Source organism: Rhodopila globiformis (genome assembly GCF_002937115.1).
Classification (GTDB): domain Bacteria; phylum Pseudomonadota; class Alphaproteobacteria; order Acetobacterales; family Acetobacteraceae; genus Rhodopila; species Rhodopila globiformis.
In genome coordinates this window covers 1-18105 of sequence record NZ_NHRY01000159.1, presented here as the reverse complement: position 1 = coordinate 18105, position 18105 = coordinate 1, and the positions used below count along the sequence as shown (strand labels likewise).

Annotated in this window: 11 protein-coding genes and 1 pseudogene; 11 read left to right on the top strand and 1 reads right to left on the bottom strand. The window is 63.5% G+C overall.

The features are described from left to right. Positions 1 to 229: pseudogene (locus tag CCS01_RS15575) on the top strand (winged helix-turn-helix domain-containing protein); the annotation flags it as partial. A 60-nt stretch (positions 230 to 289) separates the two neighbouring features. On the opposite strand, the gene CCS01_RS15570 reads toward CCS01_RS15575, so the two are convergent. Then, a complete protein-coding gene (locus tag CCS01_RS15570) occupies positions 290 to 3208 on the bottom strand; it encodes a Tn3 family transposase (RefSeq protein ID WP_275112925.1) in 2919 nt (972 codons plus the stop codon). Here CCS01_RS15570 and CCS01_RS36135 point away from each other — a divergent pair. The 10 genes from CCS01_RS36135 to CCS01_RS15525 all read left to right on the top strand — a co-directional run bounded on the left by CCS01_RS36135 (position 3180) and on the right by CCS01_RS15525 (position 17708). Next, positions 3180 to 3965: a tyrosine-type recombinase/integrase gene (locus CCS01_RS36135; protein WP_408887492.1), complete on the top strand. Its 786-nt coding sequence runs from the start codon at positions 3180 to 3182 to the stop codon at positions 3963 to 3965. The genes CCS01_RS15570 and CCS01_RS36135 overlap by 29 nt on opposite strands. A 90-nt stretch (positions 3966 to 4055) precedes the next feature. After that, complete coding sequence (locus CCS01_RS15560; RefSeq protein ID WP_239992184.1) at positions 4056 to 5186, top strand: site-specific integrase; 1131 nt, start codon at positions 4056 to 4058, stop codon at positions 5184 to 5186. 918 nt (positions 5187 to 6104) lie between these two features. Further along, complete coding sequence (locus CCS01_RS15555) at positions 6105 to 6776, top strand: ParA family protein (RefSeq protein ID WP_104519712.1); 672 nt, start codon at positions 6105 to 6107, stop codon at positions 6774 to 6776. 8 nt (positions 6777 to 6784) lie between these two features. Next, positions 6785 to 7210 (top strand): hypothetical protein, encoded by a 426-nt coding sequence (locus CCS01_RS32880; protein ID WP_146101783.1) that lies wholly within the window; start codon positions 6785 to 6787, stop codon positions 7208 to 7210. 93 nt (positions 7211 to 7303) lie between these two features. After that, positions 7304 to 8341 (top strand): replication initiator protein A, encoded by a 1038-nt coding sequence (locus CCS01_RS15550; protein ID WP_104519711.1) that lies wholly within the window; start codon positions 7304 to 7306, stop codon positions 8339 to 8341. A 1595-nt stretch (positions 8342 to 9936) separates the two neighbouring features. Beyond that, positions 9937 to 11064, top strand: a complete 1128-nt coding sequence (locus CCS01_RS15545; protein WP_158258415.1) for a sugar-transfer associated ATP-grasp domain-containing protein — start codon at positions 9937 to 9939, stop codon at positions 11062 to 11064. Between the two features lie 313 nt (positions 11065 to 11377). Further along, positions 11378 to 12310, top strand: coding sequence for a DUF3991 and TOPRIM domain-containing protein (locus CCS01_RS15540; RefSeq protein WP_204848300.1), 933 nt, complete (start codon positions 11378 to 11380; stop codon positions 12308 to 12310). Continuing rightward, on the top strand, positions 12307 to 13242 hold the full coding sequence (locus CCS01_RS34690; protein ID WP_204848299.1) for a hypothetical protein: 936 nt from the start codon (positions 12307 to 12309) through the stop codon (positions 13240 to 13242). Before CCS01_RS15540 ends, CCS01_RS34690 begins: the two co-directional genes overlap by 4 nt. After that, positions 13226 to 15274, top strand: coding sequence for an ATP-dependent helicase (locus CCS01_RS15530; protein WP_104519709.1), 2049 nt, complete (start codon positions 13226 to 13228; stop codon positions 15272 to 15274). The genes CCS01_RS34690 and CCS01_RS15530 overlap by 17 nt, the downstream gene beginning before the upstream one ends. Before the next feature lie 154 nt (positions 15275 to 15428). After that, on the top strand, positions 15429 to 17708 hold the full coding sequence (locus CCS01_RS15525; RefSeq protein WP_104519708.1) for an adenosylcobalamin-dependent ribonucleoside-diphosphate reductase: 2280 nt from the start codon (positions 15429 to 15431) through the stop codon (positions 17706 to 17708). The last annotated feature ends 397 nt before the right edge of the window (positions 17709 to 18105 follow it).

Sequence of the window (18105 nt, the reverse complement as noted above, 5' to 3'; positions counted from 1 at the left end):
CACCATGGCCAAATGGCTGCGTCGTCTGCGCCTGAGCAAGATGACGGCGAGGCCGTTCCACCCGAAGAAGGACGAGGCCGCGCAGGAGGCGTTCAAGGCGAACTTCAAGGCCATTGTCGAGGCAAAACTGCCCGATGCGGTGATACAGAACGGGACCCCGCTGGAGGTCTGGTTCCAGGACGAGGCCAGGGTGGGGCAGCAAGGCACGTTGTCACGGTTGTGGGCTCCCATCGGCTCACGCCCCGCCATGGCCTAGACCCAACAGTCGTGTCACCAGCCGCCAAATCGGTCAGTCGATGGGCAGACGAGCCTCCATGTCGAGTTCGAAGCGGCCATAGGGGTTTACGTGCTCCCAGATCAGCGGTGTCAGGGCTCGGAGATCTCTGGCGACGAGATTCCCTGACCACTGCGGCGCGGCCAACACCTGCTGCAACATGAGGGTGTTGATATACACCATGCAGTTCTGGAGGAGATGCAGGGCGAGCATGCTGATCTCATGATCCTCACGGCGATTGCTCACCATCTCACCGCGGCGGGCGAAGAAGATGAAGTCGTTGGCGCTGTTCCACTGCTCGACGACGTTGAGGCCTTCGTTGATTTCGCGGCGGAGGGCTTCGCTGTGAAGGTACCGGCATAGGAAGATGGTCTTCACCGCCCTGCCGAGTTCCGAGAAGGCCTTGTAGGTTGGATGTTGAATGTTGCTCCGGACGAAGCGGCGCAGGATCGACTCGGTCTCGGCCGTGCCGAGGCGGACAGCCGTGACGTATTTGACCATCTGGTCGTATTGCTGGCGAATAAGTTCCCAGTCGATCGGCTTTGTCAGGATCGCCTGCAGGTTCGGATAGGCATCCGGCTGTCCGACATCTGGTCTGGATAGCTTCTGGACGTGCATCGCCTTCAGCCGCGGCATGAGCTGGAAGCCCAGCAACCGGCAGAACGCGAAGGCGACCGTGCTTTGGCCATGGGAATCCACATACTGACGATCGACCTCCATCTCGGTGCAGTGATGGATAACCCCTTCGATCATTGATGCGACCTCGGAGGAGGACGGGGATTTGATCTGGGAATGAATGCACAGCGAGTTCCGGTCGACATGCCAGTAGATCATGACACCGCGCCCGCCGTAGCGGACGTGCCACTGCGTGGTGAGGTTCTGGTCCCAGGCGCCAAAATGCTTGGAATCCGACGCGCAGGCCGTTGTGCCGTCACCCCAGATCCTCGGATCGCGAGCGTGCAGGGTGCCGTTGGTGACAATGGCAATGGCCTGTCGCAGCCCCTCGGCCGTGATGTATCGACGCCGGACATAGGTGAGGTCCTTGGCGGTCGTACCGGATTGCAGCCCCGCCATGCGTTGAAACCCGGCATTCGTTCCGAGCCCATTCAGGCACAGCAAGAGGCGTGGACGCAGAACAGAGCGATCCAGGGACTCATAGGCGGTTCCGCTCTTCAGGACGTCGGTGAAGTTCAGCCGGAGGTCGGCCTCCTTGAGCATGTCGAGGAGATTGGTCATCGGCCAGGTCGTGGCAATTTCGGCCTTGATGGCAATCAGGTTGGACGGCTCAGGCAGAGGATCAAACGGTGTCACCGTGATCCACCCGTCCCTTTTCCGCTTTCGGCTGATCCGCACGAGCCGATTGCTCGGCATGCCGCCGTCAAGCGTCTGGAGCGCCTCGCGCATCTCGGCCCGAAGGTCGGTGACGAAACGATCAGCTTCGAGAGGCAGCTTCAGCGCCTGATAATAGGGGATACGTTTGGCCTCGAAGTCGGCGGGCAGATCCTCATCCGGATTGCGGTACCGGTTGGCGCCGACGACCCACACTTCCTTGCAGCGCAGCTTGTCGCGAAGGGCCTCCAGGACGCAGATCTCATAGGTGATCCGGTTAATGCGCTGCCGTCCCTTGGCATCTTGTTCGACGACGGCCTCGCGCCAGAGCCCGCGCACGATATCGTCGATCGGGACCACTTCCTCAAAAGGGAAGGTCTGAAGTTTCGAATCGGCATAGCGCTTCAGGAGTTCAAGGGCTTCCAGGATCGGACGGTGATGCTCGTTGTTCGAACGGAATTCCAGGCATCGCAGGATTTGCGGCACCATCCGGCGGTAATGGCCCTTATAGGAATTCCGGATCACGGTACGCAGCGTGGTTCTGTAGGTTGGACCCGTGGCCTTTGCTTCCTTGACCAGATCCCGCAGGGTCTGCTCGCCGACGGCTGCAAAGACGACATCGCGCACGATGCCGTCCGGTTTCTCCAGAGCGGCGCCGGCGACCGCGAACAATAAGTTCTGCTTGCCCGTGACCCGCTTCAGATCGTCGAGCAGTTCGCGATCAACCCGGTGCTCGGCGCGGGCGCCGATGTGGTGGATGGTTTCGATGAGAAGATCGATCAGGTCATCGGTCAACGTCCGGCTGCGCAGATGAACGAAGGCTGCAAGCCATGTGAGCCTGGCCGCCTCCGGATGCCGGCGGAGCTCATAGGGGGCCTCAGTCGAGGCACGCCGCCGATACCGCTCCAACTCATGGGGCAGCACATCGCCGAACAGGCCGACAGGCAGCTCGATCTTGCGAATCAGCTCCAGCTTGGCCAGTTCGTCCTGAACGCTGGCCAGGCTCGGCTTGCCCGGATCGCTACGCAACCGCAGAAGCAGTGCCGGCGCCGGTTGCGCAGGCTTTTCGGACACCGGAGCGTCGGGCTCGTTCCCGGCGGGACGCAGCAGCGCTTCCAGCTTGTCGCGCGTTTCCGGGGTGAGGCGGGCTAAAGTGCCGACATAGAAACGCTCATCATGAGCATGGATTGCGGCACGGACGATCCGCTCGATGCGATCGACTGCGGGCGGCTCGATGGAAAGCTCGCGGCACTGCGTCTCGAGGAGCGCAGCCAACTGATCCGGCATCGCCCCGACGCCCGGCACTTGATCCTGCAACCAGGCTTCGAGCAGCGCCGCGTCGGCAACGGTCGCTTCCCGAAATCCAAGCAAAGCACGGATCTCGGCACGGTGCCGTTCGGCAGTGCGTCCTGACAGGCTCAGCGAAAAATCACCGGGCACCTCGATGGCGAGCTGCCGCGCAATCTCGTCGACGATCTCTCGATCGGCCTCTGCGGCAGCACGGGGAAATCGCCCACAGCCACGGAAGAACGCCAGCAGCACGGCGAAGCCCAGCCGGTTGGCGTGGTGCTTGGCCATGACGAGTGTCCGATCCGAAGGCGTCATGACCCATCGGTCGGGAGAATTCGTTCGGTCGCGAGCTGTCACGGTGGGAGATCCCATAAAAGGCGCAGTGATGCCGCGCCGCCAACTTTTTACAAAACCCGCATTTTGTAAAAAGTGCTATTGTGATGCCGAGGAAATCCGCGGGATTCCCATGTCACGTTCATCACCAACCGACCGGCGAAATGTAAAAAGTGACGCAGCGGCCACGACTGACGCCCATGAGCGGCGTAAGGATTTTCTGAGTGAAACCGAAATCACTGCCTTGCTCGACGCCGCCAAGGCCGGACGGCACGGGATCCGGGATCATCTCCTGATCCTCATGATGTTTCGTCACGGTCTGCGTGTCAGCGAGGCGATCAGCCTCCGCCGTGACGAAGTCGACCTCGACCACGCGCGGCTCTGGGTCCAAAGGCTCAAGAATGGGCTGGCCGTCGAGCACCCGATCGCCGGTGACGAGCTCCGATCCCTCAAGCGCTATCTCAGCACTCGGACCGATGCGCTCCCTTGGCTTTTCCTGTCCGAGCGCCAGCAGCCCCTCACACGGCAGTCCGTGAATTACCTCATCGCTATGGCCGCTGGGCGGGCCGAGCTGGTGCCGGTGCACCCGCATATGCTGCGCCACTCATGTGGCTTCTACCTCGCCAACCGGGGATATGATCTACGCCTGATCCAGGATTACCTCGGGCACCGGGATCCGAAGCACACGGTCCATTACACAAGGGTCGCAGGTAGCCGCTTCGAGGGACTCTGGCGTTGACGCCTCGGCATTGCCGCCGATTTGGCGGCTGGTGACACGACTGTTGGGTCTAGGCCATTCAGGCATTCTTGGACAGCCGGAGGAAGCGTTTTGCACAGCCAGATCGACGCCAGCGACGACCCGCAGGACGCCGTGCCTGAGCTCCTGCCACCGTCGCGCGCGCTCGTGCCGGCGCCGGTCGGAGCGGCACCCGAACAAGTGCGCGCCTGGTTCGACGCGGCCGTCGAGGCCAGCGAGCCGATCATCGATGGCACCCTGGCCAGCGAGCGCGAAGCGGCCGACACCTATCGCCGCATGGCCAAGGCGGAAAACACCCGCCGCGCCTACCGTGCGGCGGTCCGGGCCTGGTGCGCCTGGTGCGCCCGGCACGACCTCCCTCCCCTGCCCGCCTCCGGCCAGGACGTCGCGGCCTTCCTCGCCGGCGAACGCGGCCGCAAGCTCTCGCCCGAAACCCTGAAACTGCGCCGGGCGGCGATCCGCTACCTGCACCGCGCCGCCGGCTGCCCGGTACCGACCGACGATGTCTGTGTCTCGGAGACGCTGGCCGGCATTCGTCGCGAGGCCGCCAAAAAAGGCCAGACCCCACGAAAGAAAGTGGCGGCCACGGCGACCATTCTGCTCCGCCTGCTGGCGCCCATCGCCAGTGACGTGCGGGGCCTGCGCGACCGGGCCATCCTTTTGGTCGGCTTCGCCGGCGCGCTGCGGCGCTCGGAGCTGGCGGCGATCCGCTTCGAACATTTGGAGAAGACCGACCGCGGCATCCGGCTCACCCTGCCGCAATCCAAGGGCGAGCAGACCGACGCAGTTACGGTCCCCCTGCCCTATGGCGATACCGAGCTCTGTCCGGTGCATGCGCTGGAGGCGTGGCAGCAGGCCGCCGGGCTGACCGAGGGCCCTGTCTTCCGGCGGATCTGGCTGCCGCCTCGCCCGAAGACGGTAGTCACCGGCGAGCCCCCTGCCCTGCCCCGGATTGGCACGCAAGCGATCAGCCCGCAGACCGTGGCCCAGATCGTCCAGGCGCGCGCGATGGCCGCCGGTTTTGGCCGGAGCGATCTCGGCGGCCACAGCCTCAAACGCGGCGCGCTCACAACGGGCATGGACCACGGTGTTCATCCGGCCAAACTGAAACGCCTGGGACGGCACAAGAGCTTTGACGTCCTTGGGGAATATCTCGAATTCGGCGACCTGTTCGACGGGCATCCGCTCAGCGGCGTGTTGTAACGACCCGACCACGATGTACGGCGGCGTCTCGTTCAGACGACACTGGGATCGTCGACGGCGATCCGATCTCGCAAGGAGCAAGTCGCATGATCGAGGGCAAAAAGCCGCGCCACGCGGGATACCACTTGGTGAACTTGGCGGGGTGGGCCATCGCGGTGAATCGGTAGCACCCGATGGCCGCGAAATCACTCCTCTCCCCTGCCGCGCGTCGCCCGCGCGCGAGATCTCGCCCCCACCGATGCGACTTGCGCTATCCGATGCAGCCAGCAGAGCACCGCACGCTGGAGATGCGCTGCCTTTGTCGTCCCAAGAGACGCCCGCCCGCGTCCGAATCCAGTGGGCCACCTGCCACCAGGGGCGCACCGGGGTGGCCCTTTTCCCTTGCGGCAGGCTCGGGCGATGACCATGGACAACGCGAATGGTGTTCGCCCGCCTCCGGGGTTTCGGGCTTTCGTGGTTGCCCGTTTACCCGGTTTCGGGCCACGATGCTTTCGGTTGGGCCAACCCATAATGGCCCGCGCATCGAAGCGGGCCATTCGCGTCCGGGCAGACAGGTGCGTGGCGACCGCGCCATTTCTTTCGACCATAAGCCAGTTTTCGGGGTTTCGGGCTTTCGGGTTTTCCCGGTTTCGGACTTACGGAGATTCTTGGTTTCCCGGTTTCTCTGTTACCCGCTTTCGATGTTCGCCGGTATCCTTCTTACGGGATTTCCCGCTTACAGGATCGCTGGGTTCCGGGTTAACGGGCTTTCGTGCTCTCCCGATTTCATGCTTTCCCTCTTTCTGACTTTGCGTGTTCCCCGTTTGCCCGGTTTCCGCGTTGCGGACTTCCCACGAATCGGGTAAGCGTGAAACTCCGTTTGCGTGGTTTCCCGGTTTCCTGGAACCCCGCTTTCAAGCAACAGGGTCTGACATCGACATGGCCATCATCACCTTCGCCCAGGTCAAAGGCGGCTCCGGGAAGACGACTGCCGCAATGTGTACGGTGGCGGAACTTGTTGCGCGCAAGACGTCCGTCGCGGCTCTGGATCTCGACCCCAACCGACCGCTCGGCGAGTTCTTCCGCCGCGTCCCCGAACTCAAGGACCTTCAGATTGCCGTTCCGGATAGCGAGCACCGGGTCACCACGCTCGTACGCGAGCTCGCCAAGACCCATGACAACGTCGTGATTGATCTCATGGGTGCCGCAACCAACGACACACAGGTCGCCATGGCGCTCGCCGACCTAGTGATCGTCCCCTCGCAGATGAGTGGCACCGATCTACGGTGCGGTGTCGAAACTTGGCGTCAAGTGGTCGAAGCCGCCGAAATCAGTCATCGCAACATCGCACGCGGGGTGCTTCTGGCCCGAACCAGCGCGGGCGCAGTTCGTCCGCGGGTCGAAGGCTTCCTTCGCGAGCAATATGAGAGGGTAGGGGCCCACGTACTGACCGCGGCTTTCGGCGACCGCGCCGTGTGGAAGGAAATGACCTATTCAGCCCACATTCCTCACCTCCACGATCGCGGCTCAAACGCCGCTAAGAACTTCATCGCCGTGTTCGACGAGATGATGGCACTCATGGCGGTCGCCAACGCCGCTGCAGCTGCGTGAGGACGAGCATGGCCGGATCAAAGACACGCCCCTCGCTGCAGGCACCCGACCTGAGCCCAACGGTTCCATCCGATGCGCCGCTACCGCAGCGGACCGACCCAAATGATTCTCGATTCGCGGGTGCCGAGCAGTTTGAAACGCCAGAAGCACTCCTACGCGGCGTCAAGAACGGATCGGTCCGCACGCTCAACCCGGAGACGATGCCCCGATCGGTCGGGGTAGAGGCAAGCCCGCCGGCGGAACCGCCTCGGCGCCGCTCGCCCGAACTTTCGCTCTCAACCAAGGTCCCCGACCATGTGATGCGGGAGCTGCGCCGCCGCTACGCGAACACCGGGGTCACCATCCGCGTCCAGGTCTTGCTGGCGTTGAAGGCGCAGGGGTTCGAGATCGACGAGGACGATCTCCAGGATGAGCGCAAGCATCAGCGGCGCTAAGGCGCTTGGCCCGCTTTCCCTGTTTCGGGGTTTCGTGGTTTCGTGGTTCAGGATTTTCCCAACATTGAGTTGGAGCAGCGTAGGGGTAGAGGAATGTCGAAGAAGCGCGACGAGGAGCAGTTCGACCTGTTCGTGCCATTCGTCACGGACCTGCCACTCCGCGATCAACGCGAGACGATGGAGCGGCCATTCTTCAGCCTCGCGAAGCGCAAGCGACTGAAGCCGATCGACTATACGAGCCCGGACGGATCCACCTTTGTTAAGGTCCTGCCGCATTCCGACTACGGAATGGCCACGATATGGGATGCAGATATTTTAATCTGGGCGGCATCGGTGATTACCGAACGGAAGAACCGCCGAGAGAACGACATCAGCCGCAAGCTCTCCTTCCAACCCTACGACCTGCTCCGAGCCATTGGCCGGCCCACCGGCGGCCGTGAGTATCTGCGCATCCGCGAGGCCATGGCCCGGCTGCAGTCCACGGTCGTCGTCACCAACATCCGTGCCAAAGGCAAGCGAAAAGAGCGCCAGTTTGGCTGGATCGAGGGTTGGACCGACCTCATCGACGATGAGACCGGGCAGAGCCGCGGCATGACGATCACGGTCAGCGAGTGGTTCCATGAAGGCGTCATCATGGAAGGCGGCGTCCTCGCCATCGACCCAAAGTATTTTGAGATCACGGGCGGCCGTGAGCGTTGGCTTTACCGCGTCGCACGAAAGCACGCAGGGGGTGCCGACAGCCTGGGATTCGCCGTCACCATAAAAACGCTGTTTGAGAAGTCGGGTGCCGAAGGAAGCTACCGCCGGTTCAAGTTCGAGATGGAGAAGGTGGTCGAACGGAACGGCCTTCCAGAATTTTTCCTGGCCTGGGAGGTCGACGCAAAGACCAAAGAGCCCCGGATCCGGATGACTCGGCGTTCGGCGCTCGACCTCACACACCCGGGCTACGAGATCCCGCGCTATCGCTCGAAGCGTAAGGATCGGCAGGCGCCGCCACGCGCTTTCGAGCATGCTGCTCCGGCCGAGCTTCCTCACAGCGCCCCATCCGCCGACCATGCGGATGACGGCGAACCATTTGATGATGAACCGCTTGACGATGAACCCCGGCTCGAGGACTCCGACGACGAGTAGCCTGCCGGTCGAACCACCGATAGGGGGCGGGGAGGGGGCGTTCCCGAAAACACGAGTCGGATACACGACTCGGTGACAGCACCACGTCTTAAAGGCCGGCCGCACCAACCTGCGTAGCCGCGTTCCCGAAAACCCGAACACTGCCCTCGCGCGCGCCGGTTGCCCGCCCCAGAGCCCTGTCCAACGGCGCGTTCCTGAAAACACGAAGTGCTATCCTCAGCGTCAGGTGTTCCGTTCACGTCTCAAGTGAACTTCTATCTCGGAAATATCTCGTAGTTGATTGATTTAACGTGATTTCATGTGTCCGAGTGAGGAATCCAGCTTCGTGTCATTGGGAACGCCCCTATAGCCGAGTCGGCGCCCCTCCCTGACGGTACTCCGCTCAACGACACCGCAGCGATGACTGACCCACCCCTCTGCTTAGCCACTACCAAGCCCTATCAGAGGCTTAAAGGCCATTCTCTGCTGCTTGGAGTGTGTTCGTTGGCCCCGAGAAGTCGCCTCGTCCCGACCCATTGTGTCATTGAGGACGGCCTCGCTTCGTGTTATCAGGTACAAATCGGATGAGGGCGACCAGCCAAAAATTTTTCGCTTAGAGTCGGCGTCAAGTTATCCACAGGCCCCTGTGAAACCGTCGTGTCTTCGGGTACAATCAGTGCCGTGTTATCGGGAACGATAGCTCGTGTCTTCGGGAACACCCGAAGCGGGTAACTTGTTAGAATCGCACGAGATTGTGGTCCCTTTGGCAGGCTTAACTTTTTAACTCAGAAGAGAAATATATTTCTCTTCTAGCTGTTAACGTCTGAACATCTGTGGATAAGTCTCGTGCTTGACAGCCAATTGCACTCATGCGAACTCCAATTACCAACTATCACTGCCGTTCCCATTGACACGAATATCCCAGCAGCTTTCCGCGCACCTTAAGAGAAGAAATTGCTTAGGAGGTGGAGGTTGCTATCACGTTTCGAGCCTTCCCCTTTGGCTTAGTGGCGTCGGACAGGCCCAACCAGGTCTAAATCGCCGATGCCAGACTTCGATCAGCATCTAAGATGCTGCCTTTAGTAAGACGTCTTATTTTGTCGACGCGTCACGGCGATCTCTGACCACCAGTCTACCAACGACGCTATGATCCTGACGCCGCGTTCCTAAAGACACGAAGCAGGGTAACCAGCGAGAAAGCCCAGGCATACGTGCCTGCGTTCCCGAAAACACGATACAATTGGCCTTGATCCCAAGCTCGATCCCCGGGCCGCACGGCATCAGCCGCGTCAGACCTGTTCCCAAAAACACGAAGGCGGTGCGGAATGGCAGATGCGTGCCTGCTCTGCAGATGCGCGCTCCGCATGAGGCATTAACTCAACCGCTGCAGGTCGCCCGCGCTCCTTAGGAGCCAAGTGTTCCTAAAAACACGATTCGGACTTTGTTGACGTCCGTGGTCGTGGTGGAAATTCCGAACACGTGTCGGTGTAGGCCGGGGCGGCCATCGGATCGGCTGGCTACGGTGGAGTTGCCAGACTTCACCCGAACGGCCCGATAGCGCCTATTCGCATGGACTCATGGTGGGGTGGGAAACCACAACGACCAGCGAGACAACGATGAGCAATTCGACAAACATCAGCCCCGCCTCATACAGCCAGCTGGCCGGCATCCCGAATATCGACTTGTCCGAAAACCTGAGGGCCGCTTTAGCCGCAGGAAAGAGGGCGACCGGGATAGCGGCAGAGGTGCTCGCGCTCCGGAGAGGACCGGGGAGGCTGACGCCTCAGGAGTATTTCTACTACCGCCTGTGGGACGCGCCTCAAGAAAGGGCCAACAAGCAGTGCTTCGTGGGAAAGATCGCGCAGCACCCCATGCATGTCGCTGCCGGCGCGCGCGAGTGGTTCGCCGCATCTGGAGACAAGATCCTGTTTCAGTCCGTCATGGACGGTGCGGGTCTGCGGACACCGAAACTGACCGCAATCACTCAGGCGGGCCGCTATCTGCCGACCGCCCCAACGATAACCGATCCGGCCGCCCTGGCTGACAAGCTACGCGACGCCTCCGTCTACCCGCTCTTCGCCAAACCTGTGGCCGGGAAATATAGCCTGTCCGTCTTGAGCGCAGACAGCTTCGACTCCGACGCCGACGAGGTGCTCCTCCTCGATGGAACACGACAGAACGTCGTCGACGTTGCAGCTTCGCTGGCTGACAGACCTGGCTTCCTTATCCAGCGTCGCCTTGCCCCGGCGCCGGATTTGGCCGCGCGTTTCGGACCGCGGCTTTGGTCCGCGCGCCTGCTGGTCCTCGTCACCCCGAGCGGCCCAGTGATCCACCGCGCCGTCGCCAAGATCGCAACGGGGACCAACCCGGCGGACAATTACTGGCGGCAGGGCAATCGGCTCGGGGCCATCGATTTGGCATCCGGACGCATCACCAGGGTGGTGCATGGCGCCGGCGCGGACCTGGTGGTCGATGCGCCGCACCCCGACACTGGCGCGGCCATCGTCGGCACGACCGTCCCAGGCTGGCGGGACCTGACCGATATGGTGCGAACGGCCAGTCAGGTTTTCGCCGGCATTCGCACACAGTCATGGGACATCGCGCTGACGGCTGATGGGCCGGTCTTCCTCGAACTGAACTACGGCGGCGACCTCAACCTGCACCAGCTCGCGCACGGGGCAGGGGTGCTGGACGAGACCTACCGGGAGCATCTCCAGCGCTGCGGCTACCGCGGGAAGCTTTAACCCGTACCTGGCTTCGGCCGCCGAGCCCGCGGCGCCAGACGCACCGTCATTCGCAAGCCTCGCGCTGACACTCCCCGCGGCAAATGGGGAGACGGGATGGTGAGGGCTACCGCTGACGCCGGGCGTGCCGCAAGGGAAGCCGCTTCGCGGCCGCCCAGAGCTGGTGTTCATCGCGTAGGCGCGATGGACCCTCGGGCGCCCTTGCCCCGCGCCGGCTTCGCGGTCGGACGGTCTCCATGAGGGCGTGGTGAAGAGGATGGCTGACTCAGCCGCCCACAGCGCACCCGCCAATCCCCATCAGGAGAGATGTGCGATGTCGGGGCATGACGCCGAACTGGATCAATTCAGGCAGGAGGTAAGCTGCGCCGTCCTGTTGGAGCGGGCGACACCGCCCTGGCAGCTGGACCGCAAGGGCAGCACACGCCGCGCCCTGAAATACCGACGGCACCAGGGCGAAGTGGTCATCGTCAATCATGACGGGCGGGGCTGGTGGGATGCCCAGGGTTCCGCCAAAGGGGATGTGTTCGATCTCGTCCAATTCCTGGACCCCCACCTCAACTTCGGCCAGGTGCGGAAGGTGCTGCGGCCCTTTGTCGGGCTCTCCCCGACCTACCCGGAAGCCCTGCCCAAGCGTGAGACGTCCCAAGCCGACCGACCGCTGCCCGAGCGCTGGGCAAGCCGACCACGCCTACGGCCGGGTTCGCGCGCCTGGGACTACCTGACTGGGGCCCGCGCCCTCCCGCGCACCGTCCTTCTGGCCGCGAGCGAGGCCGACGCCGTACGAGACGGGGCTTACAGGAGCGCGTGGTTCGCGCATCGTGATCCAGCCGGTCAGGTCTGCCACATCGAAGTTCGCGGCCCCGACTTCAAAGGCTCGCTCCGTGGCGGAACCAAAACCCTGTTTCGGTTGACGGGCGGTCTGTCACCATGCCGGCTGGCCGTGCTCGAGGCGCCTATCGACGCGCTGAGCCTGGCGGCCCTCGAGAACATTCGGCGAGACACAATCTACGTGGCAACCGGCGGCGGGATAGGTCCTGGCACGATCGACGCGATTCGAGCCGTCCTGACCGGCCTACGGGCGGCCGGGAGCGTCTTGGTGAGCGCCGCCGATGCAAACACCGCCGGCGATCGCTTTGCCAGCCAGCATCAAACTATCGCCGTCGAGGCCGGCATCCCATTCGAGCGATTGCGGCCAACCAACGGGACGGATTGGAACGATGTGCTGCGGCAGGGGAGGGGGGTATGAAGCCCGACCGCGCCTGGGTGTTGCTCCCCTCCGGACGTCGGCTCGATTTGTTGCAGCCCGACGCCGACGCATGGACGGATCGCGACCTGGCTATCAGCCTGTCACGAACTTATCGCTGGGGTGGCCATTCACGCTGGGAGCTGCCGCTCTCGGTTGCCCAGCACAGCCTGCTCGTGCTGGTGATGCGGCAGACGACGAATGCGCTCCAGCCCCTCTCTCGGGCCGAAGCGTTGCGCGAGCTGCTGCACGATGCCGAGGAAGGCTTCCTCTGCTTCGACCCGATCTCGCCCTTGAAGCCGCATCTCGGCGAAGATTTCAAAACCGTGAGCGATCGCCTGCGCGCCGCGATCGTCACCCGCTATGCCGTCCAGCCGTGGCATGGCGCCGACTACCTCCTCCACAAGCAAGCCGACCACCTGGCCGCAGCATCGGAGGCGTTTCACGTCACGGGTTGGTTGCGCCAGGATATCCGGGACAGCCTGCAGATCCGCTTGGAACCCGTCGCGGCGGACCCGCTGCCACGCCTCGACGGGATGCAGCCGTGGGAGCCGTGGCCGCCCCGGATCGCGGCAGCTTTGTTCCTGGCCAAGCTGCGCGAACTGACGCGCGCGGATGGTGATGTCGAACGGCCAGGCGACATGAGCGCCGTGGTCGAGCGGGAGCAGACCATCCGGACCTTGGCAACCAGTTTCTCCAGGTTGTTCCCGGGCCAGGGGCGCAGGACCGTCTGGCCGCTCACCGGCAACAGCCTGACCGAAACCTACGTCGTCGCGGAGGCACATGACGGCTCCCAGATCGCGGAGGGCGTTGTGGTGGACGGCCAGCGCGACGAGACCGGCGCGTGGGACTTCGACGCGGATTTCACCTTGTTCACAACCGACGAGGAAATCCTCGTCTGCCACGGATACAATTGTCATGTTGAAATCCAGTAGCGCCGTCGCGCCGCGGCACGCAGCTCTCTCCGACCTGACCGAGCAGCAGCTTGAGGCAGCAGAGGCAACCGGACCTGTCCTGGTCCTGGCCGGCGCCGGAACCGGCAAGACGAAGACCCTCACGGCCGCGGTTATTCATCGCATCCAGGCATGCGCGGTGTCGCCCTCGCGCATTCTCGCCGTCACCTTCACCAACAAGGCCGCCGGCGAGATGATCGCCCGTATCCGGGCGGGCCTCGGGCAGGACGCCGCGCCACACTGGATCGGCACCTTCCACGGACTCGCCGCCCGCCAGCTGCGGATCGAGCCCGAAGTGGCCGGCCTGCGGCCCGGCTTCGACATACTCGACGCCGACGACAGCCGGCGCATCGTCAAGCGAATCATGAAGGCGCATAACCTCGCCGCCGGCGACGAGGGCATGCAGATCGGCCGCGATCCGCTGAAGGTCATGTGCAACCAGCTGTCCAAGTTCAAGGACAATCTGATCACGCCGCAGGATGCGCCGGCCCACGTCGAAGCCATGATCGCAGAAGCGCTGCGATTGGGAACGCCCGTCGACCCAGACGGACTGAGAGGCAGCGCCCGCGTGTATGCCAATTATCAGCGGACACTCCGCGACGGGAACGCCGCCGATTTCGGAGATCTGCTGCTCTGGCCGACTCTCGCGCTGCTGCGCAACGCCAACTACCGGCACCGATGGAGCGAGCGCTTCGACGTTCTGCTCGCCGACGAATACCAGGACGTCAACCATGCGCAATATAACTGGCTCCGGCTTCTCAGCGCGGGACACGAACAGCTCTTCGCGGTCGGCGACGATGACCAGTCGGTGTACTCGTTCCGGGGCGCCGACATTCAATATATTCGGCGTTTTACAAGAGACTTCCCGAACGCGCGGCAGGTCCGCCTCGAGGAAAAATTCCGCTCGACCGGACACATCCTCGCGGCCGCGAACGCCGTCATCTCGCGCGACCGCAACCGGCTGGGCAAGACGCTCTTCACCCGGAAGCCCATCGGCGACCGCATCGAGGTCGTCCCATTCCGCAACCCGGAAACCGAGGCGCTCGGGATCGTTGCTGAAATCCAGCGACGTCATGCCGAGGGCCTCGCCTGGTCCGACTTCGCGATCCTCTACCGCAGCAACGCGCTCTCCCGTCAGTTCGAGGAGGCGCTCATGCGCGCCCGAATCCCCTACGTCCTCGTCGGCGACGTCGGCTTTTACGAGAGGGCGGAGATCAAGGACGTGCTCGCCTTGTTGCGCCTCTGCGCGACACCAAAGGACCGGCAGTCCGATGAGGCCTTCCGGCGCGTCATCAACGTGCCGGCCCGCGGATTCGGCGCCAAGGCGCTGCAGGAAGTGGAGAACGAAGCCGCCTGGCGACAGGTGCCTTTGCTGACCGCGCTGGAAACCGCCGCCTTGCCGCCGAAGACACGCTCAGCCGGGCTTGCCTTCGTGGACGCCATCAAGGGCGTGGCTCGGGACCGCGCGGCGACACTCGCTGATCAAATGTCGCTGCTACTGGATGCGACCGGCTACCGCGCGATGCTGCGCGACAGCAAGGCGGAGACGACGGAAGGCAGGCTGGAGAATGTGCAGGAGCTGATCCAACTCGCCGGCAGCTTTCACACCGGGCGTGAACTGCTTGACCACGCCGCCCTGTCCACCAGTGGGCCGAAGGAAGGGAATGCCGACCAGGTCCGGCTGATGACGCTCCACAAGGGGAAGGGGCTCGAGTTCCCGCACGTCTTTCTGCCGGCCTGGGAGGCGGGCTCGTTTCCGCCTGACTATGGCGACCTTTCCGAGGAGCGCCGGCTCGCGTATGTGGCAATCACGCGTGGCATGCGGCGGGTGACAATCACCCATTGTGACTTCCGTCGCGGCTCCGCCAGCCCGTCCTGCTTCATCGCCGACCTTCCCGGCGAAAGCCGCTCGGACGGCTGGTTGCGTGGGTCTGACCGTTTGACCGACCGCCAGACCGACCCATCCCGCATCGATCGAGCCTCGGCCGCCGCGTTGCTGAGGCAGTTCGGATGAGGGAGGTGAGCCACGCCGCCGCACCGGCCGCAAGGGTGCGTCGCTGGCGCTCCCGCCGCGGAAATGCCGCGTCGCCCTTGCCCTCGGCACGGCCGCGCGACCGGGTGGTCGGGGTGAAACAGGGCACCAGACGCCTCGAGAACAGGAGTAGATCATGGACATGAACGTAGAGCCCCACGCCACCTCCGCCCTGGCCAATGCCGCCCCGATCTCGCGACAGATCTGGGACGCAAAATACCGGCTCAAGGACGCCGACGGCGCGCCGGTCGACCTCACCATCGAGGATAGCTGGCGGCGGGTGGCCCGCGCACTGGCTCAGGCCGAAGCTGAACCGGCACGCTGGGAGGGACCGTTCTACGAGGCCCTGCAGGACTTCCGTTTCCTTCCGGCCGGTCGGATCTTGTCAGGCGCCGGCACCAGCCGACGCGTAACCCTCTTCAACTGCTTCGTCATGGGCGAGATCGGCGACGATCTCGGCAGCATCTTCCACCATCTCCGTGAAGCGGCGCTGACCATGCAGCAGGGCGGTGGCATCGGCTACGATTTCTCGACGCTGCGACCGAAGGGTGCGCCAGTGCGCGGCGTCGGCGCGGATGCCTCCGGCCCGTTGTCGTTCATGGACGTCTGGGACAGCATGTGCCGCACGATCATGTCGGCGGGTGCCCGGCGCGGCGCCATGATGGCCACGATGCGGTGCGACCACCCCGATATCGAGGACTTCATCGCGGCCAAATGCGAGGCAGGTCGCCTCCGCAACTTCAACCTGTCGGTCCTTGTCACTGACCCGTTCTTGACGGCGGTCGCGGCGGACGCTGACTGGAATCTGATCTTCAACGGCAGGGTCTACAGGACGATCCGTGCCAAATCGCTGTTCGACGCCATCATCCGCGCGACCTACGATTACGCCGAGCCAGGCGTGATCTTCATCGACCGCATCAACGCCCGCAATAACCTCGCCTATTGCGAGACGATCCACGCCACCAACCCTTGCGGCGAGCAACCCCTGCCGCCCTATGGCGCCTGTCTGCTCGGATCGATCAACATTGGCCGCCTGGTGCGCAACCCGTTCACACCGAGCGCCCATGTCGACGAGGCCGAACTCGCCGCACTTGTGTCGATCGCCGTTCGCATGATGGACAACACCATCGACGTTTCCGGCTTCCCGCTCGAGGAGCAGCGGCAGGAAGCCATCGCCAAGCGCCGAATCGGCCTCGGCATGACCGGTCTCGCCGACGCGCTGATGATGGTTGACCTCCGATACGGGTCGCCAGAGGCGGCCGAACGGGCAGGGGAGTGGGCCCGGCAGATCTGCCGCTCCGCCTATCTCGCCTCAGCCTGCCTAGCCGAGGAGAAGGGCGCATTCCCGCTGTTCAACCGGGACGCCTACCTCGCCGGCGAGACGGTCCGCGCGCTCGATAACGATGTCCGCGAACTCATTGCCGCGTGCGGGATCAGGAACGCGCTGCTGACGTCGATCGCGCCGACCGGCACGATCTCCCTGGTCGCCGACAACGTCTCGTCCGGCATCGAGCCGGTGTTCGCACTGGCCTACACACGCAAGGTCACACAGCCGGACGGCTCCAGGATCGAGGAGGAAGTCTCGGACTATGCGCTGCGTCGCTTCCGGGACCTTTATGGCGAGGACGCCAAACTGCCTGACAGCTTTGTCACCGCCCAGGACCTCACCCCAGCAGAGCATGTGCGGATGCAGGCCGCCGTGCAGCGACACGTCGACAGCGCCATCAGCAAGACGGTCAACGTCCCGGAGGATATCAGCTTCGAGGCGTTCAAGGCGGTCTACTTGGATGCCTACCGCAGCGGCTGCAAAGGCTGCACCACCTACCGCCCGAACGCCATCACCGGGTCCGTCCTCGAAGTGAAACCCGCGACGTCAGCCGCCTCGCCTGCCCCCGCCGTGGGAGAGTTGCTGCTTCGCGCCGAGAAACTCGTTGGCGCCACCTACAAGCTGCGCTGGCCCGACAGCGAGCATGCGATGTACGTCACCATCAACGACATCGAGACGGATAGCGGGCGCCGCCCCTTCGAAGTTTTCGTCAACTCGAAGAACCTGGAACACTACGCCTGGGTCGTGGCGCTCACGCGGATGATCAGCGCAGTATTCCGTCGTGGCGGCGAGGTGGCCTTCGTCGCCGAAGAACTCAAGCAGGTGTTTGACCCGCGCGGCGGTCAATGGACGAACGGCCGCTATGTCGGATCGCTGGTCGCCGCGATCGGCGACGTCATCGAACGGCACATGATTGACACGGGCTTTTTGACGCCGGCAGAACCGATCGTCCAGAAGGCCGCCAACGCGACATCACCGGCCGCCGCGACCGCGCTTGGTCCGTTGTGCCCGAAATGCAGCCAACCTGGGCTGGTGCGCGAGGCCGGCTGCCTCAGCTGCGTTCATTGCGGCTGGTCCAAATGCAGCTGAGCGTCAGGAAGGCGCCTGACGACGGTTGGGCGATCGAGGAGGCCCCCACAACCGAGACACCCCATCAGGCGATGTTGCGGGAATACGAAGCCCGACGCTGCCACATCTGCCAGTGCAAATACCCGCCCTTCGTGTTTTAGGCCGCCGCCCAAGGCAACCGGGCCTACCATCTGGAGCTGCCTGGTACATCGTGTTGAGGTGGATCGCATAGCTCGAGGCGTCGCCGCTGTCCCTGCCGAGCCCTAACCCCGGTTGCTTCAGGGTCTGAACCAAGGTCATTCGATTCTGATTACTTCAGGTTCCGCCATATGCCAGGACACGGTTGAGGTTCATGGCGTTGCGCCAAAGGGCGTCGGCGACGTTGTTGACCTTGTTGAACCGCAGGATGTTGAGGGCG